Genomic DNA, 24476 nt, shown 5'->3' with positions numbered 1-24476 from the left:
TGTGCGACCGCAGGTCAGGCCGCGGCCTTCTCCTCCTCGGCCGACAGCGGCGGCGCGATGTCCTCCAGCGACCGCCCGGCGGCCTCCACGCCGATCAGCAGCTCCACCACGCCCGCCGCGATCATCAGCGCGGCGCCGATGAAGTAGCCGGTCGCGACCGCGGCGAGCTTGCCGGTCTCCACCAGCCGGCCGAACAGCACCGGGCCGATCACGCCGCCGAGCCCGGTGCCGACCGCGTAGAAGGCCGCGATCGCCATCGCCCGGGTCTCCATCGGGAAGATCTCGCTGACGGTGAGGTAGGCCGCGCTCGCGCCCGCCGAGGCGAGGAAGAACACCGCGCACCAGCAGGCGGTGAGCGTCCAGGCGTCCAGCACGTCGGCCCGGAACAGCAGCCCGGTGCCGACGAGCAGCACGCCCGAGCCGATGTAGGAGATCGCGATCATCCGGCGGCGGCCGACGGTGTCGAACAGCCGGCCGAGCACGAACGCGCCGAGGAAGTTCCCGACGCCGATCGGGATGAGGTAGTAGCCGACGTGCGCGTCGGCGACCTTGAAGAACTTCGACAGCACCAGCGCGTAGGTGAAGTAGACGGCGTTGTACAGGAACGCCTGCCCGATGAACAGGGCGAGGCCGAGCACGGTGCGGCGCGGGTAGCGGCGGACGGCGGTGGAGACGATCTCCCCGAAGCCGATGGTGTGGCGCTGCCGGACCCGGATCGTGCCGTCCGGGCGCTCCAGCGCCGCGCCGGTCTCCCGCTCGACCTCGCGCTCGATCCCGGCCACGATCCGCTCGGCCTCGTCCTCGCGGCCGTGGATGAACAGCCAGCGCGGGCTCTCGGGCACGGTGCGGCGCACCAGCAGCACGCCGAGGCCGAGCAGGCCGCCGAGGCCGAACAGCAGCCGCCAGCCGAGGTCCTCGGGGACCAGGCTGCCGGTCAGCACCGGGATGGACAGCGCGGCGGCGAGCGAGGTGCCGACCCAGAACGAGCCGTTGACGACCACGTCGACGGTGCCGCGCACCCGCGCCGGGATCAGCTCGTCGATGGCGGAGTTGATCGCCGCGTACTCGCCGCCGATGCCGGCGCCGGTGAGGAAGCGGCAGAGGTAGAACCAGAGCGGGTCGAACGAGAACGCGGTCGCGACGGTGGCGGCCAGGTACAGCGCGAGCGTGAGCAGGAACAGCTTCTTGCGGCCGAACCGGTCGGTGAGGTGGCCGAACAGCAGCGCGCCGAGGCAGGCCCCGATCACGTAGACCGAGGCGCCGAGCCCGACCTGGGAGTCGGTGAGGCCGAGGCCGCCCTCGGGCCCGGTGAGCCGGGGGCCGATGACCCCGACGACCGTGACCTCCAGGCCGTCCAGGATCCATACGGCGCCGAGGCCGATCAGGACCGTCCAGTGCCAGCGCGACCAGGGCAGCCGGTCGAGCCTGGCTGGTATGTCGGTGTCGATGGTGCGGGTCTGGGGGGACGTCATGGCCCCCTTCTTCCCGATCCGCACGATTTATGCAGGCGCATGTACGCGGCCGTCACGCCGCCGCTCTTTTCCCCGGTCGCCGAACATGTGAGGGTGGCGGGTACGTCACCTGCCGAGCCCTGGAGTGTGAGACATGCGCATCAGCGACGTGTTGCGGAGGAAGGGGACCGAGGTCGCCACGGTGCCCCCCGGTACCAGCGTGCGGGACCTGCTCGCCGTGCTGGCCGAGCACAACATCGGCGCCGCCGTGGTGTCGCCCGACGGCGCCGCCATCGCCGGGATCGTCTCCGAGCGCGACGTGGTCCGCCGGCTGAACGAGCGCGGCGCCGCGCTGCTCGACGCCCCCGTCTCGCAGATCATGACGGCCGAGGTGCGCACCTGCGCGCCCGGCGACCAGGTCGACGACCTGCGCCGCACCATGACCGAGCACCGCATCCGGCACCTGCCGGTCGTCGACGGCGGCCGGCTGGCCGGCATCGTCAGCATCGGCGACGTGGTCAAGAGCGCCATCGACGCGCTGGAGAGCGAGCGCGAGCACCTGGTCGACTACATCCAGCGCGCCCCCTAGCCCCCGCCCGGGGGGTCAGACGTAGGCGGGCCGGGGCCGGGCGACCGGCGCCGCCCGCACCTCCGCGAAGGCCGCGGCGAGCCGGTCCACCGCGGCCGCCAGCGTGCCCGGCGGCAGCACGAAGGGCAGCCGGACGAAGTCCTCCAGCACGCCCTCGGCGCCGAACACCGGCCCCGGCACCACCCGCACGCCGTGCCGTTCGGCGGCCTCGGCGAGCAGCGAGGCCACCGGCAGGCCGACCCGCGCCCACAGCGACATGCCGCCGTCCGGGACCGTGAACTCCCAGCCGGGCAGCCGGTCGCGCAGCGCCGCGACCAGCGCGTCGCGGCTCGCGGTGAGCGCCGCCGCGCGCTCGGCGCGGACCTCCCCCAGCCGGAGCAGCAGCTCGCGCACGATCAGCTGGTCCAGCACGGGGCTGGCCATGTCGAGCGACTCGCGCGACTCGGCCAGCCGGCGCGCCAGGGGCGCGGTGGTGCGGATCCAGCCGATGCGCAGGCCGCCCCACAGCAGCTTGGACGCCGAGCCGATGCTGACCACCCGGCCGGTGGCGTCGAACGCGGCGAGCGGCGGCGGCAGCGCCGCGGCGGGGTCCAGCGCGAGCTCGGCGAAGGTCTCGTCGGCGACCAGGACGGTGTCGGCGCGGCGCGCGGCCTCCGCCAGCACGGCCCGCTCGTCCGCCCCCATCAGGTGCCCGGTCGGGTTCTGGAAGTCGGGGATCAGGTAGGCCAGCCGGACGGCGGCCTGCCGCATGGCCCCGGCGATCAGCTCGGCGTCCCAGCCGCCGGTGACACCGGCCGGGACGATCCGGGCGGGCCGCTCGCGCAACGCGGTCAGGGCGTGCGGGTAGGTGGGGCGCTCGGCCAGCACGGCCGCGCCCGGCTCCACCAGCACCCGCAGCAGCATGACGAGGGCGTGCTGGGCGCCGGTGGTGACCACGATCTGGTCGGGGCGGGTCGGCACGCCGCGCTCGGCGTAGCGGGCGGCGACCACCTCGCGCAGCGCGGCGATGCCGCCCGGCTCGTAGCCGGGCCCGTCGCTGTAGCGGGGCAGCTCGGCGACGGCGGCCGCGACCGCCTCCCCGAACGCCGCCGGGGCGCCTGGGGCGGCGGCGCCGAGGTCGATGGTCCCCGCCTCGTCCGGCGCCCGGCTCATCCCGTACCCGGGGCCGCCCGCCAGCGGCGCCGGGCCGCGCAGCGGCGGCAGGGCGGTCCAGCTGCCCGCGCCCTGCCGGCTCTCGACGTACCCCTCCTCGCGCAGCCGGTCGTAGGCGGCGGTCACCGTGGTCCGGCTGAGGCCGAGCGCGGACGCCAGGTCGCGCTCGGCGGGCAGCCGGGTGTGCCCGGCGAGGCGGCCGTCCAGGACCAGCGCCCGGACCCGCCGGGCCAGCGCCAGGTAGACGGGCCGCTCGCGCGGCGTCTGGCCGAGCAGCCGGGCCAGCTGCGGGCCGCTCACATAACGGGTGGTCATACAGGCCACTTTCCCCCATTGGCCCTTAAGTTTCCAGGGCCAAATGCGACAAACTGGCTTGAAATCGAGGGGGGAACGGACAATGGCTTTGATGGTGCGACGCCTGGTGCAGCTCTACGGCGGATTGGCCCTCTACGGGCTCGGCATCGCCCTGCAGGTGTCCTCGACGCTCGGCAACGACCCGTGGGACGTGTTCCACCAGGGGCTGTCGCGCACGTTCGGGCTGTCCATCGGCACCTGGATCATCATCGCCGGGGCGGTGGTCATGCTCGGCTGGATCCCGCTGCGCCAGCGCCCCGGCCTCGGCACGATCAGCAACGTGCTGCTGGTCGGCGTGTTCGCCGACCTGTTCCTGTACCTGCTGCCGGAGGCGCACGCGCTGCCGGCCCGCTGGGCGTACCTGATCGCCGCGATCGCGGTGGGCGGCTTCGCCACCGGCTGCTACATCGGCGCCGGGTTCGGCTCGGGCCCGCGCGACGGCCTGACCACCGGCCTCGCCGCGCGCGGCCACTCCATCCGGGTGGTGCGCACCGGCATCGAGGTGGGCGTGCTCGCGCTCGGCTGGCTGCTCGGCGGCACCGTCGGCGTCGGGACGCTGCTGTACGCGGTCGCGATCGGCCCGCTCGCGCACGTGTTCATCCCGGCCCTGGAGATCAAGAGGCCCGTCCCGGCGCCCGCGGCCGAGCCCCGGCCCGAGCCCGCCGCGTGCTGATCCGCCGCGTGCCGGGCCCGGTCCCCCTCGGGGGCCGGGCTCAGTGCTCGGCGGCCAGGGTGGTCAGCATCGACACGAACTCGCCGGGCAGCACCAGCGTGTCGCCGTCGTAGCGGGTCTCCAGCATGGTGAGCTCGCCGCCGCGCCACCAGTACAGGTGCGGGCTGAGCGATCCGGGGCCGTCCTCGTAGGCGCGGTGGGCGTGCGCCTGCAGCTCGCCCGCGGCGGCGACCGCGGCCCGGTGCCGGGCCCGCGGGTCGCCCTCGGGCCGCAGCGCGTGCGCCACGATCAGGCTGCGGTTCGGCGCGATCACCAGGGCGCCGTAGGGGCCGATCGGCAGGTACTCCTCCAGCCAGGCCAGGTGCGTGACGGCGTAGAACGTCCAGCCGTGCAGCACCGACACCCGCACGCCCGCCAGGTCCTGCTCGGTGTGCTCCAGCGACCCGTCGGCGCGCACGTTGGAGCGGCCCAGCATGAACAGGGCGTCGCCCGACACCGGCCAGCCGTGCATCTCCTCGACGGTGACGGTGCGCACGGTGGTCGGGGTGTCCACCACGACCACCTCGATCAGCCCGGCCGCGAACGGCCGCGCGGCCAGCACGCCGTTGTCGGCCTCGGCCGGGTAGATCCGGGTGCGCAGCAGATGCTGGGCGAGCTCGAAGTCCGACAGGTCCAGCGGCTCCTCGATCGCGGTGACGATCGTGGTGACGTGGTCGGAGACCAGCGCGGGCCAGTCGTCGCGCGGCACCAGGCGGGCCAGCTGGCGCAGGTTGCGCATGCTGACGTGCAGGCGGGTGGCGCCCTCCAGCAGCATCACGTCGCCCGGCAGCGCCCGGCAGGAGTAGCCGAGGCTCTCGGCGACCAGCACCAGCAGGGAGTCCAGGGTGCCGTCATCGGTCGGGTCGGGACGCGCGTGCCGGCCGCTCATCGGGCACCTCCGTGGGGGGCTTGCAGCGTCAGTGCGCCCGCGTCCAGCCGGACCCGGGCGCCCAGCTCCAGGGTGGACTGGCACGTTCCGTGGCCGGCGGGCAGGCCGGCCAGGACGGGCACGCCGAGCGGCCCGAGCCGGGCGGCCAGGACCGCGTCCAGCTCGGCGGGGTCGCCGCAGTCGGTGAAGGCGCCGAGGGCGAACCCGGCGGCGCCGTCCAGCCAGCCCGACTGGCGCAGCTGCACCAGCATCCGGTCGATCCGGTAGGGCGCCTCGGTGACGTCCTCCAGGAACACGATCCGGCCGGCCGCGGGCGGCGGGGCGTAGGGGGTGCCGAGCAGCGCCGTCAGCAGCGCGAGGGTCCCGCCGGTCAGCGGGCCCTCGGCGCGGCCCGGGACCAGGGCGTGGGTGCCGCGCACGGCCGCCGGGCGGCCGTCCGGCGCGCCGAACAGCGCGGCGCGCAGCGACTCCACGCTGGCCGCGTGCCCGGTGCCGAGGAACCCGGCGGGCATCGGCCCGAAGAAGGTGGTCACGCCGAGCCGGGCGCCGAACGCGGCGTGCAGGGCGGTGACGTCGCTGGAGCCGAGCAGGGCCTTCGGCCCGGCGGCGGCGAGCGCGGCCCAGTCCAGGTGGTCCAGCACGCGGGTGGCGCCGTAGCCGCCGCGGGCGCAGACCACGCCGCGCACGGCCGGGTCGCACCAGGCGTCCGTCAGGTCGGCGGCGCGGTCGGCGTCGGCGCCGGCCAGGCCGTGCCAGGACGCCGGGGCGGGCTCCTCGGCCAGGCCGGTCCGCTGCAGCGCGTGCTTGCCCACGATCACCTCGAGGCCGAGGCCGCGCAGCACGGCGCGCCCGGCGTCCAGGCGGGCCGGGTCGACCGGGCCGCTCGGGGCGACCACGGCGACGCGGTCACCGGGACGCAGCCGCGGGCGGTGCGGGGTGGCCGAGGGTACGGCGGACCGGCCGTCCCCCGCCCCCGTGCGGGCGCCCCCGCTCATCAACCCGACTCCTCCTCGCCGTACGACCCATAGAGCTTCGCAGGATACGCGCGCAAGGGAAAGGGGGCGGCGGGCACGAGCTGGCAGGGGCTCACCGGGCGGCCCCGAGGACCAGATCCGCCAGCCGCGGCAGCGTCTCCCCGATCGGCCCGCGCACGACGGCGGCGGCCACCGCGTCGTAGGGCGTCGGCTCGGCGTTCAGGATCATCAGCGGGGCGCCGCGCTCCACCGCCTCCAGGCAGAGGCTCGCGGCCGGCTCGACGGTCAGCGAGGTGCCGACGGCCAGGAACAGGTCGCACTCGCGGGCGGCGGTGATCGAGGCGTCCAGCACGTCCTGCCGCAGCGGCTGCCCGAAGGAGATCGTGGCCGACTTCTGGATGCCGCCGCACTCGGGGCAGGGCGGGTCCTGCTCGCCCGCGTCCACCCGCGCCAGCACCTCCGGCATCGGGGTGCGCAGGCCGCAGGCCAGGCACTCGGCCTCGCGCATGGTGCCGTGGATCTCCAGCACCGCCGCCGACCCGGCGCGCTGGTGCAGCCCGTCGATGTTCTGGGTGATCAGCGCGCGCAGCCGGCCGGCCCGCTCCAGCCCGGCCAGGGCGGCGTGCGCGGCGTTCGGCTCGGCGTGCCAGGCCGGGTGGTCGCGGCGAGACCGCCAGGCGTCGGCGCGGACCTGCGGGTCGGCGAGGTAGGCGCCGATCGTGGACAGCCGCGCGGCCGCCGGATCCCTGGTCCACACGCCCTGCGGGCCGCGGAAGTCGGGGATGCCGCTGTCGGTGCTGATCCCGGCGCCGGTGAGCACGGTGATCGACCGGGCGTCCGGCAGGGCGGCCAGCAGCGCGGGAGGAACGTCCATGACCCCAGGCTAGGTCCGGAACGCACTGGTTCGAGACGGATATCCGGCCGGATCCGGCGGAGCGTCGCGGCCGTCCACGCCTTCGGAGATGCGAAAATAGGCACTTCTATGAGGTCGACGCCGCACATCCTGGTGATCCACGGCACGAAGGTCCGCCGCCCCGTGTTCGTGCTGGGAGCCCCCCACTCCGGCGCGGACCTGCTCGCGCGCGCGCTGAAGCGGTCCGCGGGCTTCCACCTGACCTCCGGCCGCCCGAGCGTGCTGCGGCTGCTGTACGCCTTCGCCCGCCGCCCGGCGATCGCCTCCGAGCAGGGGACGGGCGCCGCCCGGGTGCTGCGCGACGCCTACGCCGAGGCGTGGCAGATCTCGGCGCGCTCCTGCGCGGAGTGCCCGCCCGAGTGCCGGGAGCTGGCCGGGCTGCGGCTGCGGGCCGGCGCCACCCGCGCCGAGGCCGACCGGGCCGGGCCGTGCGTGGAGCCGCGCGAGGTGGCGCGGTTCGCCGACGCCTCCCCCGACCTGATCTACAGCGCCGACGTGCTGCTGGACGCCTTCCCCGACGCCCAGCTGCTGCAGGTCATCCGCGACGGCCGCGACGTGGTCGCCGACATGCTCACCGACGAGCGCTGCCTGGCCTGGTTCAAGCCGGGCCTGGCCAACCTGGACAAGGTGTTCCCCAACCCCTTCTTCGGCGTGGAGGACCTCACCGAGCGCGACCGCTGGCCGAGGTCGGCGGCGGCGGTCAAGTGCGCGCTGCGCTGGCGCGGCTCGGTGCGGCTCAGCGCCCGGCTGCGCGCGCAGACCCCCGACGACCAGCTGCACACCGTCCGCTACGAGGACCTGATCGCCAGTCCCAGCCGGATCGCCGGGCAGGTGTCGGCCTTCCTGGAGGCGCCGGTGTCCACCGGCACCCTGGCGGGCCTGGTCCGCCCCCGCGACCGGGAGGCGGCCGAGCCCGCGACGGGCGTCTGGCGCGAGCGGCTGACGCCGCGGCAGCTCGCGCAGGTCGAGAAGATCGCCGGGACCGAGCTGACGCGCCTGGGGTACCCGCTCAGCGGCGGCGGATGACCGCCGCCGAGGAGTGCGCCACCTCCGGGCCGAGCCAGCCGAGCGCGACGCCCGCGGCGCCGAGGCCGACCAGCAGCACGGTGTAGCGGCCCGGACCGGGCTTCACGAGCCGTTCGGGGTTGATCGTCAGACGCATGTTTTCCCCTCTCTCGCGCGGATGCGGCGCACTGGACGGTGGCACCCGCCTACCACTGTGATGTCACGGGATGGCCGTCAGGTTGCGATCACGGCGCCCGGAAAGGAAGACAAGAAAACCGCATCGCGCGGATACACGTAAGGGTTTTCCCTCAGGACACGCCGATATTCACAGGTAACGCCGGTCGCGCTGGAGAGGAGCGCGGGGGGAACGGGTCAGAACGCCTCGGTGGCGGCCTCCTCCCGGTTCTGGCGGGAGAACTGGGTGCGGTACAGCTCGGCGTACAGGCCGCCGGCGAGCAGCAGCTCCTCGTGGGTGCCGCGCTCGGCGATCCGGCCGTCCTCGACGACCAGGATCTGGTCGGCCTCGCGGATGGTGGACAGCCGGTGCGCGATCACCAGCGAGGTCCGGCCGGCGAGCGCGGTCTTCAGCGCCCGCTGCACCGCCGCCTCGGACTCGGAGTCCAGGTGCGCGGTGGCCTCGTCCAGCACCACCACCGAGGGGGCCTTCAGCAGCAGCCGGGCGAGGGCCAGGCGCTGCTTCTCGCCGCCCGACAGCCGGTAGCCCCGGTCCCCCACCACGGTGTCCAGGCCCTCGGGCATCGCGGCGACCAGGCCGCCGATCTGCGCGGCCTCCAGCGCCGCCAGGATCTCCTCGTCGGAGGCGTCCGGCTTGGCGTAGGCCATGTTGGCGCGGATGGAGTCGTGGAACAGGTGGGCGTCCTGGCTGACCACGCCGACGCGCTCGCGCAGCGACGCCAGGGTGACGTCGCGGACGTCCTCGCCGCCGACGCGCACCGCGCCGCCCGACACGTCGTACAGGCGCGAGACCAGGTGGGTGATGGTGGACTTGCCCGCGCCGGACGGGCCGACCAGCGCGACCAGCTGGCCCGGCTCGGCGGTGAAGTCCACGTCGTGCAGCACCTCGCGGCCGGGGGCGGTGTCGGTGCGCGCGATCGACTCCAGGGAGGCCAGCGAGACCTCCTCGGCGGCCGGGTAGGCGAACCGCACGTGGTCGAACTGGACGGACGGCGCGGCCGGACCCTGCCCGTCCGCGCCCGCCGGGACCGCGAGCGGCGTGGCGCCCTTGCGGTCGTCGATGAGCGGCTTGAGGTCCAGCACCTCGAACACCCGGTCGAAGCTGACCAAGGCCGTCATCACGTCCACGTGCACGTTGGACAGCGCGGTCAGCGGCCCGTACATGCGGGTGAGCAGGGTGGCGAGGGCGACCAGCGTGCCGAGCTGCAGGGAGCCGTCCACCACCAGGTAGCCGCCGACGCCGTAGACCATGGCGGTGGCGAGGGCCGCGACGAGGGTGAGCGCGGTGAAGAAGACCCGGCCGTACATGGAGGCGACCACGCCGATGTCGCGGACCCGCGCGGCGCGGCCGGAGAACAGCTCCTCCTCGTCGGCGGGGCGGCCGTACAGCTTGGCCAGCATGGCGCCGGCGACGTTGAAGCGCTCGGTCATCAGCGAGCTCATCTCGGCGTCCAGCTGCATCTGCTCGCGGGAGATCGACGACAGCCGGCGGCCGACCCACTTGGCGGGCAGGATGAAGATCGGCAGGAGCAGCAGCGCGATCACCGTGACCTGCCAGGACAGCACCAGCATGGTGACCAGCACCAGGACCAGGCTGATCACGTTGGACACCACCGACGACAGCGTGGTGGTGAGGGCGCGCTGCGCGCCGATCACGTCGGAGTTCAGCCGGCTGACCAGGGACCCGGTCTGCGCGCGCATGAAGAACGCGACGGGCTGGCGCTGGACGTGCCCGAACACCTGGGTGCGCAGGTCGTAGATGAGGCCCTCGCCGATGCGCGCGGAGTACCAGCGCTGGAACAGGCCGAGGACGGCCTCCAGCAGGGCGAGGCCGGCGACCGCGACGGCCAGCCAGACCACCAGGCCGGTGCGGCCGGGCACGATGCCCCGGTCGATGATCGACTTCAGCAGCAGCGGGTTGGCCACCACGATCACCGCGGCGAACGCGTTGAGCGCCAGGAACAGCACCAGCTCGCGGGTGTAGGGGCGGGCGTACCCGGCGATGCGCCGCACGGTGCCCGGCTTCAGCTTCTGCTTGGTCACCGAGTCGTCACGGCGGAACGAGGCCATCACCTGCCAGCCGTTGCCCGGCATCGTCATTCGGGGCCTCCACGAGGGGATCGATGAAACGTAATCAAGTAAGCATCTCGCCGCCCTATCCAACACCGGGCCGGCCGCCCCGCTTCCCGCGCTCCGCTCTCGGCTGAAGTGACCGACATAGGGCCTTTGTGTGGACAGGCAGGTCCGCACGGCGTAAACATGATCAAGAATTTCCGGCTCACACCCCTCAGGAGCCCCTCTTGACACGACGCTTCCCGCGAAGCGGCGCCGCGCTCACCCTCAGCGCGGCGCTGCTGGCCGCCGGCGGGCTCGCCACCGCCCTGCCCGCCGCCGCGGCCGGACCCGCCCACAAGGCGCCCGCGACCCCCCACGTGCGCGGCGGCGAGACCCAGCCGATCTACAGCCGGGCCGACGCGCTCACCCAGACGGTGAACATCGAGACGACCGCCGACAGCGACCACGACGGCGTCCGCGACCGCGTGCAGATGCGGATCATGCGGCCGAAGGAGACCGCGGCCGGGCTGAAGGTCCCGACGATCCTGGAGGCCAGCCCGTACTGGGCCGGCATCAAGGACGTCCCGAACCACTCGGTCGACATCGACTCCGCGCGCGCCCTGGCCAAGCAGTCGAGCAAGCGCGCGGTCGCCGACTACTTCCCCGGCATCTACGACAACTACTTCCTGCCGCGCGGCTACGCCGTGGCGAACCTGGACAGCATCGGCACCGGCGGCTCGACCGGCTGCCCGACGTCGGGGGACCGCAGCGAGCAGGCCGGCGCCAAGGCCGCGGTGGACTGGCTGAACGGCCGCGCCAAGGGCTGGGCGCCCGACGGGACGCCGGTGACCGCCGACTGGTCCACCGGCAACGTCGGCATGATCGGCCAGTCCTACAACGGCACACTGCCGAACATGGCGGCCGCGACGGGCGTCAAGGGCCTGAAGGCGATCGTGCCGATCGCGGGCATCTCCTCCTGGTACGACTACTACCGCGCCAACGGCGGCGTCGTCGCGCCCGGCGGCTACCAGGGCGAGGACCTGGACGTCCTCGCCAAGGCCGTGCTGACCCGGCAGAACCCCGAGGTCTGCACGAAGGTCATTGACGGCATCGAGGCCGCCCAGGACCGCGAGACCGGCGACTACGGCAAGGTCTGGGCGCAGCGCGACTACGTCGGCCAGGCGCGCAACGTGCACGCGGCCGTCATGGTGGTGCACGGCCTGAACGACTGGAACGTCAAGGTCAAGAACTCCGCGCAGTGGTGGAACGCCCTCAAGCAGGCGGGCGTGCCGCGCAAGCTGTGGCTGTCGCAGGGCAACCACTCCACCCCGTTCCGCTGGCGGGTCGAGGAGTGGCTGCGCCAGATCCACCACTGGTTCGACCGCTACCTGTACGACATCCGGAACGGCATCGAGCGTGAGCCGCGCGTCGACATCGAGCGCGCCCCCGGCCAGTGGGAGACCGCGGCCGACTGGCCCGTCCCGGGCACCTCGAAGGTCGCGGTCAGCCTGAACGCGGGCCCGGCCGGGCAGCCCGGCACGCTCGGCCTGCGGCCCCGCCACGGCGCCCCGCAGACGCTGGTGGACGCCGGCCGCACCCGCACCGCCGACCAGCTGCTGGTCAACGAGGACCAGGCCGACCCGAACCGGCTGGCCTTCCTCACCCCGCCGCTGACCAGGCCGCTCCGCCTGGACGGCATCCCGGCGGCGTCGGTGCGCGCCTCCCTGGACGGCCGCTCCCCGTACCTGACCGCGCTGCTGGTCGACTACGGCACCGACACCCGGCCGACCGGCACCCGCGACACCACGGCCGAGCAGGTCTGCTTCGGCCAGAGCGTCCCGGGCGACCCCGGCTGCACCACCCGCCAGGTGCTGCACACCGAGACGGCCCCCTACAAGATCATCACGCGCGGGTGGCTCGACGCCCGCAACCGGCACGGCGCGGCCCGCAGCGAGCCGCTCAGGGCCGGGAAGCAGTACTCCCTGCGCTGGGACCTGGAGCCGACCGACTACGTCGTCAAGCCCGGCCACCGGCTCGGCGTGATCGTCCTGTCCACCGACTACGACTACACGCTGCGCTACCCGGCGGGCACCAAGGTGTCCCTGGTGCCGGGCACCAGCAAGGTGTGGCTGCCGGTCGGGCCCGGCGGGAGCACGGCCCTGCGGTAGGACGCGGCAGGGCCCGGACCGCCGCGGCGGTCCGGGCCCTGCCCGTGCGCTGTGTGCGGGTCAGCCCTGCGCGGCGCCGCCGAACATCTCGCGCAGCCGGCCGATCTGCTCCCGGCGCTCGGCCGCGCACTGCTGCTCGAGGGTGTTCTCGGACGCCTGCTGCAGCAGCCGCTTGGTCGCCACGGCGGCGCCGGCGTTGACGGCCAGCAGCGAGGCGGTGAGGTCGGCGACCGCGCCGGGCAGGTCGGCGGCGGGCACGACGGTCTCGGCCAGGCCGAGGCGCAGCGCCTCGTCGGCGAGCACGGTGCGCGCGGTCAGGCAGAGCTCCAGCGCCCGGTTCAGGCCGACGATCTCCACCAGCGGCTTGGTGCCGGTGAGGTCGGGCACCAGGCCGAGGGCGGGCTCCTTCATGCAGAAGCGGGTGTCGTCGGCGATCACCCGGATGTCGCAGGCCAGCGCCAGCTGGAAGGCGCCGCCGATGGCGTGCCCGTGCACCTGCGCGATGGTGACGATCTCGGGCCGCCGCAGCCAGGTGTAGCCCTGCTGCAGGTCGGCGATGAACGCGTCGGCGGCCGCCTCGTCGCTGCCGTCGGCGAAGCCCTCGCCCTCCCCGGAGAACATGCCGAGGTCGATGCCGGCGGAGAAGCAGCTGCCCTCGCCGCGCAGCACCACGACGCGCACCTCCGCGGGCAGCGAGCGCCCGATGCGGGCGAGCGTCCGCCACAGGGTGAACGTCATGGCGTTGCGGCGCTCGGGCCGGTTCAGCGCGACGGTCGCCACCGCGCCGTCGATGTCCAGCAGCAGCCCGGCCGCGGCCAGCTCCTCGGCCGTGGGCAGGCCCGTACCGCCGGTGACCGCATCCGGCCGCCCCTGCTCCACCTTCGCGTCCGCCATGAGTTCCCTTTCCGCGAGCAACGCCTCACCGGCCGGTGCCGATGTTGTTCCGTGCACGTCACAGCGGGTGCGGGACCTCCCGGCGCCCGCCCCGCCGCCGCGACCGAACCTTACTCGGTCGGTCCCGGCGACGGGTCAGGCGGTGCGCTCATCCGAGGGGTCGACGTCCGGTCAGGACTTCTTACCGCGGGTCGCTCCGCCGCGACCGCGCAGGTTGACGCCGGATTCGGTGAGAATCCGGTGGATGAACCCATACGAGCGGCCGGTGGCGGCTGCCAGGGCGCGGATGCTCTCGCCGGAGTCGTACCTCTTCTTGAGTTCCGTCGCCAGCTTGTCGCGCTCGGCACCGGTCACGCGGGTGCCCTTCTTGAGGGTCTCGGCCACGAGTACCTCCCGTAGTGATGTGGTGACCGCTGCGTTATCCCCCGCCATGATCAGTCATTCCCGCCCGTTCGGCTACCCACTCGGCCAGAAAAGATCTGCGGAAGCTGACGCGCAGGTCACGCAAGTGCCACCAGATCGGCAAACTCGTCACTCCAGATGTCTTCCACACCATCTGGCAGCAAAATCACTCTTTCCGGTCGGAGCGCCTCCACCGCGCCCTCATCGTGGGTCACCATGACGATGGCGCCGGCGAAGGTGTGCAGGGCCGCCAGGATCTCGGCGCGGCTGGCCGGGTCCAGGTTGTTGGTGGGCTCGTCGAGCAGCAGCACGTTGGCGCTGGAGACCACCAGCATCGCCAGGGCGAGCCGGGTCTTCTCGCCGCCCGACAGCACGCCCGCGGGCTTGTCCACGTCGTCGCCGGAGAACAGGAACGAGCCGAGGATCTTGCGGACCTCCACCGGTGCGAGGTCGGGCGCCGCCGACTGCATGTTCTCCAGCACCGAGCGCTCCACCTCCAGCGTCTCGTGCTCCTGCGCGTAGTAGCCGACGCGCAGCCCGTGGCCGGGCACGATGGTGCCGGTGTCGGGCTTGTCGACGCCCGCCAGCATGCGCAGCAGGGTGGTCTTCCCGGCGCCGTTCAGGCCGAGGATGACCACCCGGCTGCCGCGGTCGATGGCGAGATCGACATCGGTGAAGATTTCCAAGGATCCGTACGATTTCGACAAACCCGTGGCGGTGAGGGGTGTTTTGCCGCACGGTGCCGGATCCGGGAAGCGAATCTTGGCCACCTTGTCGGCCTGCCGCTCCCCCTCCACGCCCGCCAGCAGCTGCCGGGCGCGCCGGTCCATCTGCTGGGCCGCCTTGGCCTTGGTCGCCTTGGCGCGCATCTTGTCGGCCTGCGACAGCAGCGTCGCGGCCTGCCGCTGGGCGTTGGCCGTCTCGCGCTTGCGGCGCCGCTCGTCGGTCTCGCGCTGGTCCAGGTACTTCTTCCAGCCGACGTTGTAGACGTCGATGACGCTGCGGTTGGCGTCCAGATGGAAGACCCGGTTGACCACCGCGTCCAGCAGCTCCACATCGTGGCTGATCACCACGAGGCCGCCCTGGTGGGACTTCAGGAAGTCGCGCAGCCAGACGATGGAGTCGGCGTCCAGGTGGTTGGTCGGCTCGTCCAGCAGCAGCACGTCGGCGTCGGAGAACAGGATGCGGGCCAGCTCCACGCGGCGCCGCTGGCCGCCCGACAGGGTGCCGAGCGGCTGGCCGAGGACGCGGTCGGGCAGACCGAGGCTGGAGGCGATGGAGGCGGCCTCGTGCTCGGCGGAATAGCCGCCGAGCACGTGCAGCCGGTCCTCCAGGCGCCCGTACTGGCGCACGGCCTTGTCGCGCTCGGCGCCGGTCGCGGTCGCCATCCGCTCCTGGGCGGCGTGCAGCTTGCGCATCACCTCGTCCAGGCCGCGCGCGGACAGGATGCGGTCGCGGGCCAGCTCCTCCAGGTCCACGCCGCGCGGGTCCTGCGGCAGGTAGCCGATGGTGCCCGAGTGGGTCACCGACCCCTGGGCGGGCAGGGCCTCGCCCGCCAGGACCTTGGTGAGGGTGGTCTTGCCGGCGCCGTTGCGGCCGACGAAGCCGACCCGGTCGCCGGGGTTGACGCGGAAGGACGCGGCCTCGATCAGCAGCCGGGATCCGGCGCGCAGTTCGATGTCGTTGGCGATGATCACAGTGACGGGGCTCCCCAGACGGGCGGCTCGGCGGGCGGACGGCATGAAACAGCGCGTCGCGGTCGGGACCGGGACGCGCCTGCGGGGCCTGTCAGCTCAGGAGCGAAATCATCTGTTCAGTGTACGTGACGGCGGACCGGGAAGCGGCCATGCCGAATGCGTTAGAACAGATGTACGAGCGGTGGCCCGCGCCGCGGCGCGGGCCGCCGCCGGGCGCCCGCTCAGTGCTGGCGCTCGGCGGCGATCCGCTGCCCGATCGTGCCGTGCAGCCGCTCCAGGCCGCCGACGCCGAGCATCCCGACCTGGCCCTCCAGGTCGCGCAGCAGCGTGTCCTGGTTGGTGACGACCTCCGACGACTGCATCAGCACCGTGCCCTGCCCGGTGAAGTCGAACTGGTGCTCCTCCCCCGAGGTGCCGCCGAGACCGGTCAGCATGCGCGCCGTGCCGAGCACGCCCCGCATGTAGGAGTGGTCGTAGTGGTGGCACGGCGAGGGGCAGTCGGCCCAGCCGAGCAGCGCCTGCGGGTCGACCCGGATGGGCGGCTCGACGAAGTGCACCGGGCCGTTGGAGGCGGCCACGAACCGGCCCGTCCCGATCAGGGTGAGGAACCCCGGGATGATCGACTGCTTGAGCTCCAGGCCCGGCTCGAAGGCCAGCAGGTTGCCGGCCCGGATGGTGAGGTTGCCCTCGTCCAGGTCGAAGGAGTTGATGTCGAAGCCGCGGTCGGCGAGCAGCAGCTTGCCCTGCCCCTGCGCCACGATCCAGTCCTGCGCGTACAGCGGCGAGTGGAAGGTGGCGGCGACGAGCTGGTCCAGCGGCCCGGCCGACAGCGCCTCGAACCTGATCTGCCCGTAGTAGGCGATCATCTTGCCCTTCTGCGCGAACCACTGGCCGTTCAGGTCCACGCTGAAGGCGTAGGGGTTGACGTTGTCGTTGGCCGGAAGCGTCTGCGCGTTGAACGTCTGGGTGCTCACTCAGATCTTCCTCTCGCTGGCCTGGACGTAGACGACGCCGGAGCCGCTCAGCTGGAGCTGGAAGCCCTCGCCCGAGCCGCGCCCGATCAGGTCGCGCAGCCCGACGGCGGTGGTCAGCTTGTTCTGTACCTGCCCGCGGTGCGCCACGTAGGCCTGCGGGTCGACGTGCACCGGCCGCTGCGGGGTGATCGGCAGCTCCATCACCCCGCCGTGCGACAGCACCGCGCACGAGCCGTGCCCGGTGAGGGTGCTGGTGAACAGGCCCTGCCCGGTGACGGCGCCGCGCAGCACGCCGCCGACGCCGCCCTGCTCGCCCATGAACATCGTGCCGACCTGCAGCGCGGTGTCGTGCACCAGCAGCCGGTCGGCCTCCACGTACAGGGTGTCGCCCTGCAGGTCGATGACCTGCACGTGCAGCCCGGCGTGCCCGAACATCACCTGGCCGTTCCCGGTGACGTGCATCATCGCCGAGTGCTCGCCGGCCATGGCGCGGCCGAGGGCGCCGCCGATGCCCTGCCCGGCGGTCGCGGTCGGCTCGAAGTGCACCTCGCCGGTGTAGGCGAGCATCGCGCCGCGCTTGCTGTAGACCTCCCGGCCCGGCGCGACCGGCACCTGGAGCATCTTCGAGTTGATCGAGGTGTATCCCGGCATCAGATCTCCAGAATCCCGCTGCGCTCGGCCGGCTGGACGTAGACCAGGCCGTGCCCCTGGTACCGGAACTGCACGCTCTCGCCCGAGCCCTGCCCGAGCACGGTGCGCCAGTTCACGTCGGTGACGACGTCCTGCTGGAGCTGCCCGCGGTGCGCGACGTAGGCGTCGGGGTCGACGCAGAGCGGCGTCTGCGGGGTCACCTCCAGCGCGATCGCGGGGCCGTCGGACAAGATCGCGACGGTGCCGTGCCCGTCCACCTTGGTGGTGGCCATGCCCTGCCCGGTGCCCATGCCGCGCAGCCCGACGAACTGCACGCCCGTCTGCAGCCGCCCGTCCAGCGCCAGCAGGCTCTCGGACTCCACGTAGAGGGTCTCGCCCGCCAGCGGCACCAGGGTCACCTCGGTGGCCTCGCTGGCCAGGTAGACGGTGCCCTGCCCGGTGACCTCCATGAGGGTCATGCCCTCGCCGGCGATCCGGCGCTTCAGCGCGCCGCGCAGTCCCTCACCACCGGTCATGCCCTGCCGTTTGAACGTCATCTGGCCCTCGTAGGCGACCATGGCGCCGTTCAGCGCCCGGATCGTCTCGCCCGCCAGATCGACGGCCAGCATCTTTGAGCCGTTCAGTCGAAATTGCGCCACGGGGCGACAAGATACCGGTCCGCCGCGGTCAAGGTTCGATCCCCCGGGCGCGTTGCCCGCCCGTTCATCCGCCCATCGGGGAAAATGCCGGTCATGTGGATCGCTCCCGAACGTCGTGGACCCGGCCGCTGGATCGTCCCGCTGCTGGTGCTGGCCGTCGCCGCCGCCGTCGCGGGCGTGCTCGGCGCGGCCGGGCGCACCGGCACCGCGCTGGTCGCGCTCGCCGTCCTGGCCGGGTACGCCGGCTACCTCGCCTACCGGCGCAACGAGCCGGCGCTGCCGCTCGGCGACGGGTACGGCAGCGGGCACCGCGGCCGCGCGCACCTGAAGGCGGCGGCGATGACCGGCGACATGCTGACCGCCGGGATCGTCGCCGCGTTCGTCGTGCAGGCGCTGCGCGGCGCGGACGTCACGCCCTACGCGTGGCTGGCGGCGCTCGCCGGGGCCACCTACCTGCTGTCGGCGGTGGCGGGCGGCCGCAGCCTGTGAACCGGCCGCCGCCGATGCTCCGCGGCCGGAACCGGTGCCCGGGCGGACCGTAATCCGCGGTCCGGCGCTCCGGCCCACCGGGCACCGAACAGTGCGTGAACTCTGGACCACGCCTTCGTATTTGTCATGATCACGACGGCATGATGCCGTTGTGTCACCTCTGGATGTCCTGCTACCGGCCCGCGCGGGTTTCCGCCCGGTCGTCGATCTGGGCTCGGGCGCGGTCGTCGCCGTCGAGCCGCATGCGGGCCGGGAGGGCTCCGGCGACCCGGTCTCGCGGGACCTGCGCGCCGCCGCCGAGGCCGTCCGCGCCGCCGACGCCGCCGGCACCCGGCTGCCGCTGCAGATCGGCGTGCGCGCCGAGTCGCTCGCGTTCGGCGACGAGGTGCTGGAGGAGCTGCACCGGGGCCTCACCGCGACCGGCCGCCGCCCGCGCGAGGTGATCTTGTGCGTCGGCGGCGGCTTCCCGCCCGCGCAGCGCCCGGCGGTGTCGGCCGCGCTGCGCGGCCTGCGCCGGGCCGGCTACCTGGTCGCCCTCGGCGGGATCGGCGCCGCGCACGCGCCGCTGGACCTGCTGGTGGACGTCGTCCCCTATCTGATCAGGATCGACGCCGAGCTGGCCCGCCGGGCCGGCGCCGACCCCGCCCGCGCGGCGCTGGTGTCGGCGGTCGTCGGGCTGGCGCAGCAGATCGGCGCGCACGTGCTCGCGCCGGGGCTGGCCGGCGAGGACCAGGTGCTGCGGATGCGCGAGCTCGGCGTGCGGCTGGTGCAGGGCCCGGCGCTCGCGCCGCCGGAGTGGTGGCCCGGGATGCCGGTGACGGTGCCGGTGGCGGCCGCGGAGCCGCCGCGGCCCGACAACGGCCTCGGGCCGCGCGTCACCGAGTTCACCCTGCCGGCGGTGACGATGCCCGACACCGCCAGCGCCGGGGAGGTGCTGGACGTGCTGAACGCCGAGGCGAGCACCACCAGCATCATCCTGGTGGACGAGCGGCAGCGGCCCCGCGCCGCGGTGGACCGCACCCGCTTCCTGCTGCGGCTGTCGGGCGCCTACGGGCACGCGCTGCACGCGCACAAGCCGGCGGTGCGGCTCGCCGACGCGCCGCGCACGGTGCCGCGCACCGTCCCGGCGATCGCGGCGCTGCGCGCGGCGGGCCGCGAGGACGACCGGGTGTACGACGACCTGGTGGTGGTGGACGAGGTCGGCCGCTGCCTCGGCATCGTGCGGGTGGCCGACCTCATCCGGGGCCTGGCGGCCCGCTGAGCGCCTCCCGGGCCATGATCGCGGCCTGGACCCGGCTGCGCAGCCCGAGCTTGCCCAGGATGCGGCTGACATGGGTCTTGGTCGTCGTCTCGGCCATGTCCAGGCGGGCCGCGATCTGCCCGTTGGACAGCCCCTCGCCGAGGCAGGCGAAGACCTCCCGCTCGCGCGGGGTGAGCCCGGCCAGGTCCGGCGGCGGGCCGGGGCGGGCCGGCGCCCCGTCCGCGAACGCGCCGATCAGGCGGCGGGTGACCTGCGGCGCGATGACGCCCTCGCCGGCCGCGACGGTGCGCACGGCCTCGACGAGCCGGTCGGCGTCCACGTCCTTCAGCAGGAACCCGGCGGCGCCGGCCCGCAGCGCGCCGAAGACGTACTCGTCGACGTCGAAGGTGGTCAGCACCAGCACGTCGGCGACGCCGGCCAGCTCGCGGGTCGCGGCGACGCCGTCCAGCCGCGGCATCCGCACGTCCATCAGCACCACGTCGGGGCGCAGCCGCCGGGCCAGCTCGACGGCCTGCTCGCCGTCGGCGGCCTCGCCGACCACGGTGATGCCGGGCGCGCTGCGCAGGATCAGCACCAGCCCGGCGCGGACCGCCGCCTGGTCGTCGGCCACCAGCACCTCGATCATGCGCTCTCCAGTTCGACGGGCAGTTCGGCGCGGACCCGCCAGCGGCCGCGGTCGGGGCCGGCGGTGAAGTCGCCGGCGAGCATGGCGGCCCGCTCGCGCATGCCGATCAGGCCGCTGCCCGACCCGGGCAGCCCCGCCCCGGCGCCGAGCGGGCTGCACACCTCCACGACCACCCGGTCGGCGCGGTACTCCAGGCACACCTCGGCGCGGCCGGGGCCGCCGTGCTTGAGGGCGTTGGTCAGCGACTCCTGCACGATGCGGTAGGCGGCGAGCTCGACGGCGGCGGGCAGCTCGGGCGGGTCGCCGCGCACGGTGAGCGCGGCGGCCAGGTCGGCGCGGGCGGTGTGCGCGACGAGCCGGTCCAGCTCGGCCAGGCGCGGCACGGCGGCCGGGCCCTCCTCCTCGCCCTCGCGCAGCAGCCCGATCATGCGGCGCATCTCGGCCAGGCCCTGCACGCTGTTCTCCCGGATGACCTCCATCGCGCCGACCACGCCGGCCCGGTCCATGTCGGGCAGCTTCAGCACGGCCGAGGAGTGCAGCGCCACCGCGCTCAGGTGGTTGGCGATGACGTCGTGCAGCTCGCGGGCCATCCGGGCGCGCTCGGCGACGACGGCGCCGCGCCGGTCCAGCTCGTTCAGCAGGACCAGCTGCTCGGCGCGCTGGTGCTCGGCGCGGGCCCGGTCGCGGTGCTCCACGACGGCCATCGCGGTCAGCACCGGCGCCACCCAGGTGGTGCCCGCGACCGCGCCCAGCACGACGGCCACGCCCGGCCGCCCCGTCGCCGCCCACACCGCCGCGCCCGCCAGCAGGGTCGCGGCGACGGTCCCGCCGAGCAGCCACCGGATGAGGCGGCGCGGCCCGTAGACGCCGGCCGCGTACAGCGCGTCGGTGTAGATGACGGCGCTGGCCAGGCTCGGGCCGAGGACCAGGTCCATCAGGTTGAACGCGCTGGAGATCGCCAGGCCGGTCAGCGGCGCGGTGCGGCGGAACAGCATGCCGAGGCACAGGCCGGCGAGCGGGACGGCGCGCAGCGCGACGGCGGGCCTCCAGTGCTCGCCCCAGCTCGAGTAGCCGTGCGCCGACAGCATCAGCAGGCCGCCCGCCAGGGCGGACACGGCGTACAGGACGTCCCTGCGGGTGGTGAAGCGCACGCTTCCCATCTCAGCATGTCCCGGACGGCCCGCGCGTCCGCCCTGGAGACGGGCGGGCGTACATCCTTCGAAGTATCCGGGCCGGAAAAGCGACGGGGCCGCGTCCCTGGCAGGACGCGGCCCCGGTGCGAGAGACGCTGTGCGGGAGACGCGGGTCAGACGTTGAAGCCGAGGGCGCGCAGCTGGTCGCGGCCCTCGTCGGTGATCTTGTCGGGGCCCCACGGCGGCAGCCAGACCCAGTTGATCTTGACGTCCTTGACCAGGCCCTCCAGCGCGCTGTGCGCCTGGTCCTCGATCACGTCGGTGAGCGGGCAGGCGGCGCTGGTCAGCGTCATGTCGATGGTGGCGATCCCGTCGGCCAGGTCGATGCCGTAGATCAGGCCGAGGTCGACGACGTTGATGCCGAGCTCGGGGTCCACCACGTCCTTGAGCGCCTCCAGGATCTCCTCGTCGGGCACGGTGCCCGCCGGGGCCGCGGCGGCCTCGGCGGCGGGCGCCTCGGCGGGGGCCTCGGTGGCGGGCGAGTCGGTCGCGGGGATGTCGTCGGTCATGATGCCTCTCCGAGGGCGCGGGCGGTCGCGTCCTTCCACGCCATCCAGGCGAGCAGGGCGCACTTGATGCGGGCGGGGTACTTGGAGACGCCGGCGAAGGCCACGGCGTCCTCCAGGAGGTCCTCGTCGAGCTGGACGTCCTGTCCGCGCGACTGCATGAGGGTCAGGAACTCGTCCCCGACCTCCATGGCCTCCTTGACGGACTTGCCGATGATCAGGTCGCTCATCACCGAGGCGCTGGCCTGGCTGATGGAGCAGCCCATGGCGTCGTAGGAGACGTCGGCCACGACCGCGTCCTGCCCGGCACCGGTCAGGTGCACCCGCAGCGTGATCTCGTCGCCGCAGGTCGGGTTGACGTGGTGCGCCTCGCCCTCGTACGGCTCCCGCAGCCCCTTGTTCAGGGGGTTGCGGTAATGATCCAGGATGACCTCCTGGTACATCGCCTCGAGCTGCATGACTTCCTTTCTCGGCGGCCTTCGCGTCCTACAACACGGGCCGGTGTCAGGCTGTTCCTCGCGGAGGGGACGTCCCCTCCGCAGCCCCGGCTAAAGGCCGGTGCCGAAGAACTTCTGCGCCTTGCGCACACCCTCGGCGAGCGCGTCGATGTCGGCCAGGGTGTTGTGCACGTAGAACGAGGCGCGGGTCGTCGCCGGGATGCCGAAGTGGCGGCAGATCGGCCACGCGCAGTGGTGCCCCACCCGGACCTCGACGCCGAGCTCGTCCAGCACCTGCCCGACGTCGTGCGGGTGGATGTCGTTCACCGTGAACGACACCGCGCCGCCGCGCGCCTCGGTGGTGGCCGGGCCGATGATCCGCACGCCGTCGATCTCGCCGAGCCGCTCCAGCGCGTAGCCGGTGAGGATCTCCTCGTGCGCGTGCACGCTGTCCATGCCGAGCGCGGTGAGGTAGTCGCAGGCCGCGCCGAGGCCGACGGCCTGGGCGACGTTCGGCGAGCCCGCCTCGAACCGCTGCGGCGGCGGCATGAAGGTCGAGCCCTCCATCCGGACGACCTCGATCATGGAGCCGCCGGTGATGAACGGCGGCATGGCCTCCAGCAGCTCGCGGCGGCCCCACAGCACGCCGATGCCGGTCGGGCCGAGCATCTTGTGCCCCGAGAAGACCAGGAAGTCGGCGCCGAGCGTCGTCACGTCCACGGCCTGGTGCGGCACCGACTGGGCGCCGTCCACGATGACCAGGGCGCCGACCGCGTGCGCGCGCTCGGCGATCAGCTGGACCGGCGGGACGGTGCCGAGCACGTTGGACTGGTGGGTGAGCGCGACCAGCCTGGTGCGCTCGTTGACCAGCCCGTCCAGGTCGTCCAGGTCCAGCCGGCCGTCGTCGGTGAGCGAGAACCAGCGCAGCGTCGCCCCGGTCCGCTGGCAGAGCTGCTGCCAGGGCACCAGGTTGGCGTGGTGCTCCATCTCGGTGACGACGATCTCGTCGCCGGGGCCGACCTTGAACCGCTCGGCCTCGGGCCCCGCGGTGGCGGCGTTGCTCATCGCGTACGCCACCAGGTTGATCGCCTCGGTCGCGTTCTTGGTGAACACGATCTCGCCCGGCACCGCGCCGACGAACGCCGCGATCTTGGCGCGGGCGGCCTCGAACGCGTCGGTGGCCTCCTCGGCGAGCAGGTGCGCGCCGCGGTGCACGGCCGCGTTGTGCCGCTCGTAGAACTCCCGCTCGGCGTCCAGCACCTGCACCGGCTTCTGCGACGTCGCGCCCGAGTCCAGGTAGACCAGCGGCGCGCCGCCGCGGACCGTGCGCTGCAGCAGCGGGAAGTCCTTCTTGATCTCCTCGGGGAGCAATGTCATGCCGTACCTCCCGCGGGCTTCCGGGGCGCCTTCACGGCGCCGCCTTCCCTCGTCGCAGGCTCCTCAGTCCAGGCGGCGCCGCGCCCCTCCAGCCCGCTCATGCCGATGCGCCCGCCTTCACGTACTTCTCGTAGCCCTCGTTCTCCAGCACGTCGGCCAGCTCCGGGCCGCCCTCGGCGACGATCTTGCCGCCGGCGAAGACGTGCACGAAGTCGGGCTTGACGTACCGCAGGATGCGGGTGTAGTGCGTGATCAGCAGCACGCCGGTCTCGCCCTGCGCGCTGAACCGGTTGACGCCCTCGGAGACGACCTTCAGGGCGTCCACGTCCAGGCCCGAGTCGGTCTCGTCCAGCACCGCGATCTTGGGCTTGAGCAGCTCCAGCTGCAGGATCTCGTGCCGCTTCTTCTCGCCGCCGGAGAAGCCCTCGTTCAGGCTGCGCTGGGCGAACGCCGGGTCGATGGACAGCGCGTCCATCGCGGCCTTCATCTCCTTGGAGAAGTCGCGCAGCTTCGGCGCCTCGCCGCGCACGGCGGTGATGGCCGAGCGCAGGAAGTTCGACACCGAGACGCCGGGCACCTCGACCGGGTACTGCATCGCCAGGAACAGGCCCGCGCGGGCGCGCTCGTCGACGCTCATCTCCAGGACGTCCTCGCCGTCCAGGGTGACGGTGCCGCCGGTGACGGTGTACTTGGGGTGCCCGGCGATGGCGTAGGCCAGGGTGGACTTGCCGGAGCCGTTCGGCCCCATGATCGCGTGGGTCTCGCCGGCCTTGACCGTCAGGTTGACCCCGCGCAGGATCTCCTTGCTGCCGTCGGTGCCCGCACCGACGGAGACGTGGAGGTCGCGGATCTCAAGCGTGGCCATATCTGTGTGC

Annotated in this window: 25 protein-coding genes; 6 read left to right on the top strand and 19 right to left on the bottom strand. The window is 73.5% G+C overall.

All coding sequences use genetic code 11. The annotated features are described in order from the left end of the window. Window positions 1-14: 14 nt before the first annotated feature. Window positions 15-1472 carry an MFS transporter gene (locus tag ACRB68_RS33380; protein WP_153539735.1) on the bottom strand — a complete coding sequence of 486 codons (1458 nt, stop codon included), beginning with the start codon at window positions 1470-1472 and terminating at the stop codon, window positions 15-17. Between the two features lie 133 nt (window positions 1473-1605). Between ACRB68_RS33380 and ACRB68_RS33375 the strand changes: the two genes are divergently transcribed. Further along, window positions 1606-2040, top strand: a complete 435-nt coding sequence (locus ACRB68_RS33375) for a CBS domain-containing protein (RefSeq protein ID WP_153539733.1) — start codon at window positions 1606-1608, stop codon at window positions 2038-2040. Between the two features lie 15 nt (window positions 2041-2055). On the opposite strand, the gene yczR is transcribed toward ACRB68_RS33375, so the two are convergent. Beyond that, window positions 2056-3507 (bottom strand): MocR-like transcription factor YczR, encoded by a 1452-nt coding sequence (yczR, locus tag ACRB68_RS33370; RefSeq protein WP_153539731.1) that lies wholly within the window; start codon window positions 3505-3507, stop codon window positions 2056-2058. 82 nt (window positions 3508-3589) lie between these two features. Between yczR and yczE the strand changes: the two genes are divergently transcribed. Further along, window positions 3590-4219 (top strand): membrane protein YczE, encoded by a 630-nt coding sequence (yczE, locus tag ACRB68_RS33365; RefSeq protein ID WP_153539729.1) that lies wholly within the window; start codon window positions 3590-3592, stop codon window positions 4217-4219. 40 nt (window positions 4220-4259) lie between these two features. Here yczE and ACRB68_RS33360 read toward each other — a convergent pair whose 3' ends face one another. The 3 genes from ACRB68_RS33360 to ACRB68_RS33350 form a co-directional block, all read right to left on the bottom strand. Next, on the bottom strand, window positions 4260-5147 hold the full coding sequence (locus ACRB68_RS33360) for a hypothetical protein (RefSeq protein ID WP_153539727.1): 888 nt from the start codon (window positions 5145-5147) through the stop codon (window positions 4260-4262). Further along, window positions 5144-6142, bottom strand: coding sequence for a S66 peptidase family protein (locus tag ACRB68_RS33355; protein WP_153539725.1), 999 nt, complete (start codon window positions 6140-6142; stop codon window positions 5144-5146). Before ACRB68_RS33355 ends, ACRB68_RS33360 begins: the two co-directional genes overlap by 4 nt. 91 nt (window positions 6143-6233) lie before the next feature. After that, window positions 6234-6995 carry an SIR2 family NAD-dependent protein deacylase gene (locus ACRB68_RS33350; protein WP_153539723.1) on the bottom strand — a complete coding sequence of 254 codons (762 nt, stop codon included), beginning with the start codon at window positions 6993-6995 and terminating at the stop codon, window positions 6234-6236. Window positions 6996-7103: 108 nt separating this feature from the next. Between ACRB68_RS33350 and ACRB68_RS33345 the strand changes: the two genes are divergently transcribed. Continuing rightward, window positions 7104-8060 carry a sulfotransferase family protein gene (locus ACRB68_RS33345; protein ID WP_153539721.1) on the top strand — a complete coding sequence of 319 codons (957 nt, stop codon included), beginning with the start codon at window positions 7104-7106 and terminating at the stop codon, window positions 8058-8060. On the opposite strand, the gene ACRB68_RS33340 is transcribed toward ACRB68_RS33345, so the two are convergent. Both ACRB68_RS33340 and ACRB68_RS33335 read right to left on the bottom strand, forming a co-directional pair. Further along, on the bottom strand, window positions 8044-8196 hold the full coding sequence (locus tag ACRB68_RS33340; RefSeq protein WP_153539719.1) for a hypothetical protein: 153 nt from the start codon (window positions 8194-8196) through the stop codon (window positions 8044-8046). The two genes, ACRB68_RS33345 and ACRB68_RS33340, sit on opposite strands and share 17 nt — an antisense overlap. A 215-nt stretch (window positions 8197-8411) precedes the next feature. Next, window positions 8412-10334, bottom strand: coding sequence for an ABC transporter ATP-binding protein (locus ACRB68_RS33335; protein WP_194293554.1), 1923 nt, complete (start codon window positions 10332-10334; stop codon window positions 8412-8414). A 200-nt stretch (window positions 10335-10534) separates the two neighbouring features. Here ACRB68_RS33335 and ACRB68_RS33330 point away from each other — a divergent pair, with 200 nt between their 5' ends. After that, window positions 10535-12457 (top strand): Xaa-Pro dipeptidyl-peptidase, encoded by a 1923-nt coding sequence (locus tag ACRB68_RS33330; protein ID WP_153539718.1) that lies wholly within the window; start codon window positions 10535-10537, stop codon window positions 12455-12457. A 60-nt stretch (window positions 12458-12517) separates the two neighbouring features. On the opposite strand, the gene ACRB68_RS33325 is transcribed toward ACRB68_RS33330, so the two are convergent. From ACRB68_RS33325 to ACRB68_RS33300, 6 genes are all read right to left on the bottom strand, one after another. Further along, window positions 12518-13351, bottom strand: a complete 834-nt coding sequence (locus ACRB68_RS33325) for an enoyl-CoA hydratase/isomerase family protein (protein ID WP_153539716.1) — start codon at window positions 13349-13351, stop codon at window positions 12518-12520. Window positions 13352-13522: 171 nt separating this feature from the next. Then, window positions 13523-13735: a helix-turn-helix domain-containing protein gene (locus ACRB68_RS33320; protein WP_018656527.1), complete on the bottom strand. Its 213-nt coding sequence runs from the start codon at window positions 13733-13735 to the stop codon at window positions 13523-13525. Between the two features lie 116 nt (window positions 13736-13851). Then, complete coding sequence (locus ACRB68_RS33315) at window positions 13852-15450, bottom strand: ABC-F family ATP-binding cassette domain-containing protein (protein WP_328595099.1); 1599 nt, start codon at window positions 15448-15450, stop codon at window positions 13852-13854. 221 nt (window positions 15451-15671) lie between these two features. Continuing rightward, entirely contained in the window at window positions 15672-16424 is a 753-nt protein-coding gene (locus ACRB68_RS33310; RefSeq protein WP_328595098.1) for an AIM24 family protein, read from the bottom strand. Beyond that, window positions 16425-17075 (bottom strand): AIM24 family protein, encoded by a 651-nt coding sequence (locus ACRB68_RS33305; RefSeq protein ID WP_153539710.1) that lies wholly within the window; start codon window positions 17073-17075, stop codon window positions 16425-16427. Beyond that, on the bottom strand, window positions 17075-17713 hold the full coding sequence (locus tag ACRB68_RS33300) for an AIM24 family protein (RefSeq protein WP_328595097.1): 639 nt from the start codon (window positions 17711-17713) through the stop codon (window positions 17075-17077). The genes ACRB68_RS33305 and ACRB68_RS33300 overlap by 1 nt, the downstream gene beginning before the upstream one ends. Before the next feature lie 93 nt (window positions 17714-17806). On the opposite strand from ACRB68_RS33300, the gene ACRB68_RS33295 reads away from it, so the two are divergent. Together ACRB68_RS33295 and ACRB68_RS33290 are read left to right on the top strand one after the other, a co-directional pair. Beyond that, window positions 17807-18202, top strand: coding sequence for an ABC transporter permease (locus ACRB68_RS33295; protein WP_153539708.1), 396 nt, complete (start codon window positions 17807-17809; stop codon window positions 18200-18202). Between the two features lie 151 nt (window positions 18203-18353). Beyond that, the gene (locus tag ACRB68_RS33290) at window positions 18354-19463 is read left to right on the top strand and encodes an EAL domain-containing protein (protein WP_328595096.1); all 1110 of its coding nucleotides are present in this window, start codon (window positions 18354-18356) and stop codon (window positions 19461-19463) included. Here ACRB68_RS33290 and ACRB68_RS33285 read toward each other — a convergent pair. The 6 genes from ACRB68_RS33285 to sufC all read right to left on the bottom strand — a co-directional run bounded on the left by ACRB68_RS33285 (window position 19438) and on the right by sufC (window position 24466). Then, complete coding sequence (locus tag ACRB68_RS33285) at window positions 19438-20088, bottom strand: response regulator (protein WP_153539706.1); 651 nt, start codon at window positions 20086-20088, stop codon at window positions 19438-19440. The two genes, ACRB68_RS33290 and ACRB68_RS33285, sit on opposite strands and share 26 nt — an antisense overlap. Further along, window positions 20085-21248, bottom strand: a complete 1164-nt coding sequence (locus ACRB68_RS33280; protein WP_153539704.1) for a sensor histidine kinase — start codon at window positions 21246-21248, stop codon at window positions 20085-20087. Before ACRB68_RS33280 ends, ACRB68_RS33285 begins: the two co-directional genes overlap by 4 nt. Before the next feature lie 146 nt (window positions 21249-21394). Beyond that, window positions 21395-21790 (bottom strand): metal-sulfur cluster assembly factor, encoded by a 396-nt coding sequence (locus ACRB68_RS33275; RefSeq protein WP_153539702.1) that lies wholly within the window; start codon window positions 21788-21790, stop codon window positions 21395-21397. Continuing rightward, complete coding sequence (gene sufU, locus ACRB68_RS33270; protein ID WP_153539700.1) at window positions 21787-22245, bottom strand: Fe-S cluster assembly sulfur transfer protein SufU; 459 nt, start codon at window positions 22243-22245, stop codon at window positions 21787-21789. The genes ACRB68_RS33275 and sufU overlap by 4 nt, the downstream gene beginning before the upstream one ends. Window positions 22246-22335: 90 nt before the next feature. Further along, complete coding sequence (locus ACRB68_RS33265) at window positions 22336-23601, bottom strand: cysteine desulfurase (RefSeq protein ID WP_153539698.1); 1266 nt, start codon at window positions 23599-23601, stop codon at window positions 22336-22338. 97 nt (window positions 23602-23698) lie between these two features. After that, window positions 23699-24466, bottom strand: coding sequence for a Fe-S cluster assembly ATPase SufC (gene sufC, locus ACRB68_RS33260; protein ID WP_153539696.1), 768 nt, complete (start codon window positions 24464-24466; stop codon window positions 23699-23701). Window positions 24467-24476 lie beyond the last annotated feature (10 nt).

Origin of the sequence: Actinomadura macrotermitis (genome assembly GCF_009604375.1) — a bacterium.
Taxonomy (GTDB): Bacteria; Actinomycetota; Actinomycetes; order Streptosporangiales; family Streptosporangiaceae; genus Spirillospora; species Spirillospora macrotermitis.
The sequence above is the reverse complement of the archived record's forward strand: the minus strand, read 5'-3'. Positions and strand labels throughout refer to the sequence as shown.

What these genes read in the sequence shown, in the direction of transcription:
- ACRB68_RS33380 (WP_153539735.1), bottom strand. Translation starts at nt 1,472, where the DNA reads ATGACGTCCCCCCAGACCCGCACCATCGACACCGACATACCAGCCAGG.
- ACRB68_RS33375 (WP_153539733.1), top strand. Translation starts at nt 1,606, where the DNA reads ATGCGCATCAGCGACGTGTTGCGGAGGAAGGGGACCGAGGTCGCCACG.
- yczR (WP_153539731.1), bottom strand. Translation starts at nt 3,507, where the DNA reads ATGACCACCCGTTATGTGAGCGGCCCGCAGCTGGCCCGGCTGCTCGGC.
- yczE (WP_153539729.1), top strand. Translation starts at nt 3,590, where the DNA reads ATGGCTTTGATGGTGCGACGCCTGGTGCAGCTCTACGGCGGATTGGCC.
- ACRB68_RS33360 (WP_153539727.1), bottom strand. Translation starts at nt 5,147, where the DNA reads ATGAGCGGCCGGCACGCGCGTCCCGACCCGACCGATGACGGCACCCTG.
- ACRB68_RS33355 (WP_153539725.1), bottom strand. Translation starts at nt 6,142, where the DNA reads ATGAGCGGGGGCGCCCGCACGGGGGCGGGGGACGGCCGGTCCGCCGTA.
- ACRB68_RS33350 (WP_153539723.1), bottom strand. Translation starts at nt 6,995, where the DNA reads ATGGACGTTCCTCCCGCGCTGCTGGCCGCCCTGCCGGACGCCCGGTCG.
- ACRB68_RS33345 (WP_153539721.1), top strand. Translation starts at nt 7,104, where the DNA reads ATGAGGTCGACGCCGCACATCCTGGTGATCCACGGCACGAAGGTCCGC.
- ACRB68_RS33340 (WP_153539719.1), bottom strand. Translation starts at nt 8,196, where the DNA reads ATGCGTCTGACGATCAACCCCGAACGGCTCGTGAAGCCCGGTCCGGGC.
- ACRB68_RS33335 (WP_194293554.1), bottom strand. Translation starts at nt 10,334, where the DNA reads ATGACGATGCCGGGCAACGGCTGGCAGGTGATGGCCTCGTTCCGCCGT.
- ACRB68_RS33325 (WP_153539716.1), bottom strand. Translation starts at nt 13,351, where the DNA reads ATGGCGGACGCGAAGGTGGAGCAGGGGCGGCCGGATGCGGTCACCGGC.
- ACRB68_RS33305 (WP_153539710.1), bottom strand. Translation starts at nt 17,075, where the DNA reads ATGCCGGGATACACCTCGATCAACTCGAAGATGCTCCAGGTGCCGGTC.
- ACRB68_RS33295 (WP_153539708.1), top strand. Translation starts at nt 17,807, where the DNA reads ATGTGGATCGCTCCCGAACGTCGTGGACCCGGCCGCTGGATCGTCCCG.
- ACRB68_RS33285 (WP_153539706.1), bottom strand. Translation starts at nt 20,088, where the DNA reads ATGATCGAGGTGCTGGTGGCCGACGACCAGGCGGCGGTCCGCGCCGGG.
- ACRB68_RS33280 (WP_153539704.1), bottom strand. Translation starts at nt 21,248, where the DNA reads ATGGGAAGCGTGCGCTTCACCACCCGCAGGGACGTCCTGTACGCCGTG.
- ACRB68_RS33275 (WP_153539702.1), bottom strand. Translation starts at nt 21,790, where the DNA reads ATGACCGACGACATCCCCGCGACCGACTCGCCCGCCACCGAGGCCCCC.
- sufU (WP_153539700.1), bottom strand. Translation starts at nt 22,245, where the DNA reads ATGCAGCTCGAGGCGATGTACCAGGAGGTCATCCTGGATCATTACCGC.
- ACRB68_RS33265 (WP_153539698.1), bottom strand. Translation starts at nt 23,601, where the DNA reads ATGACATTGCTCCCCGAGGAGATCAAGAAGGACTTCCCGCTGCTGCAG.
- sufC (WP_153539696.1), bottom strand. Translation starts at nt 24,466, where the DNA reads ATGGCCACGCTTGAGATCCGCGACCTCCACGTCTCCGTCGGTGCGGGC.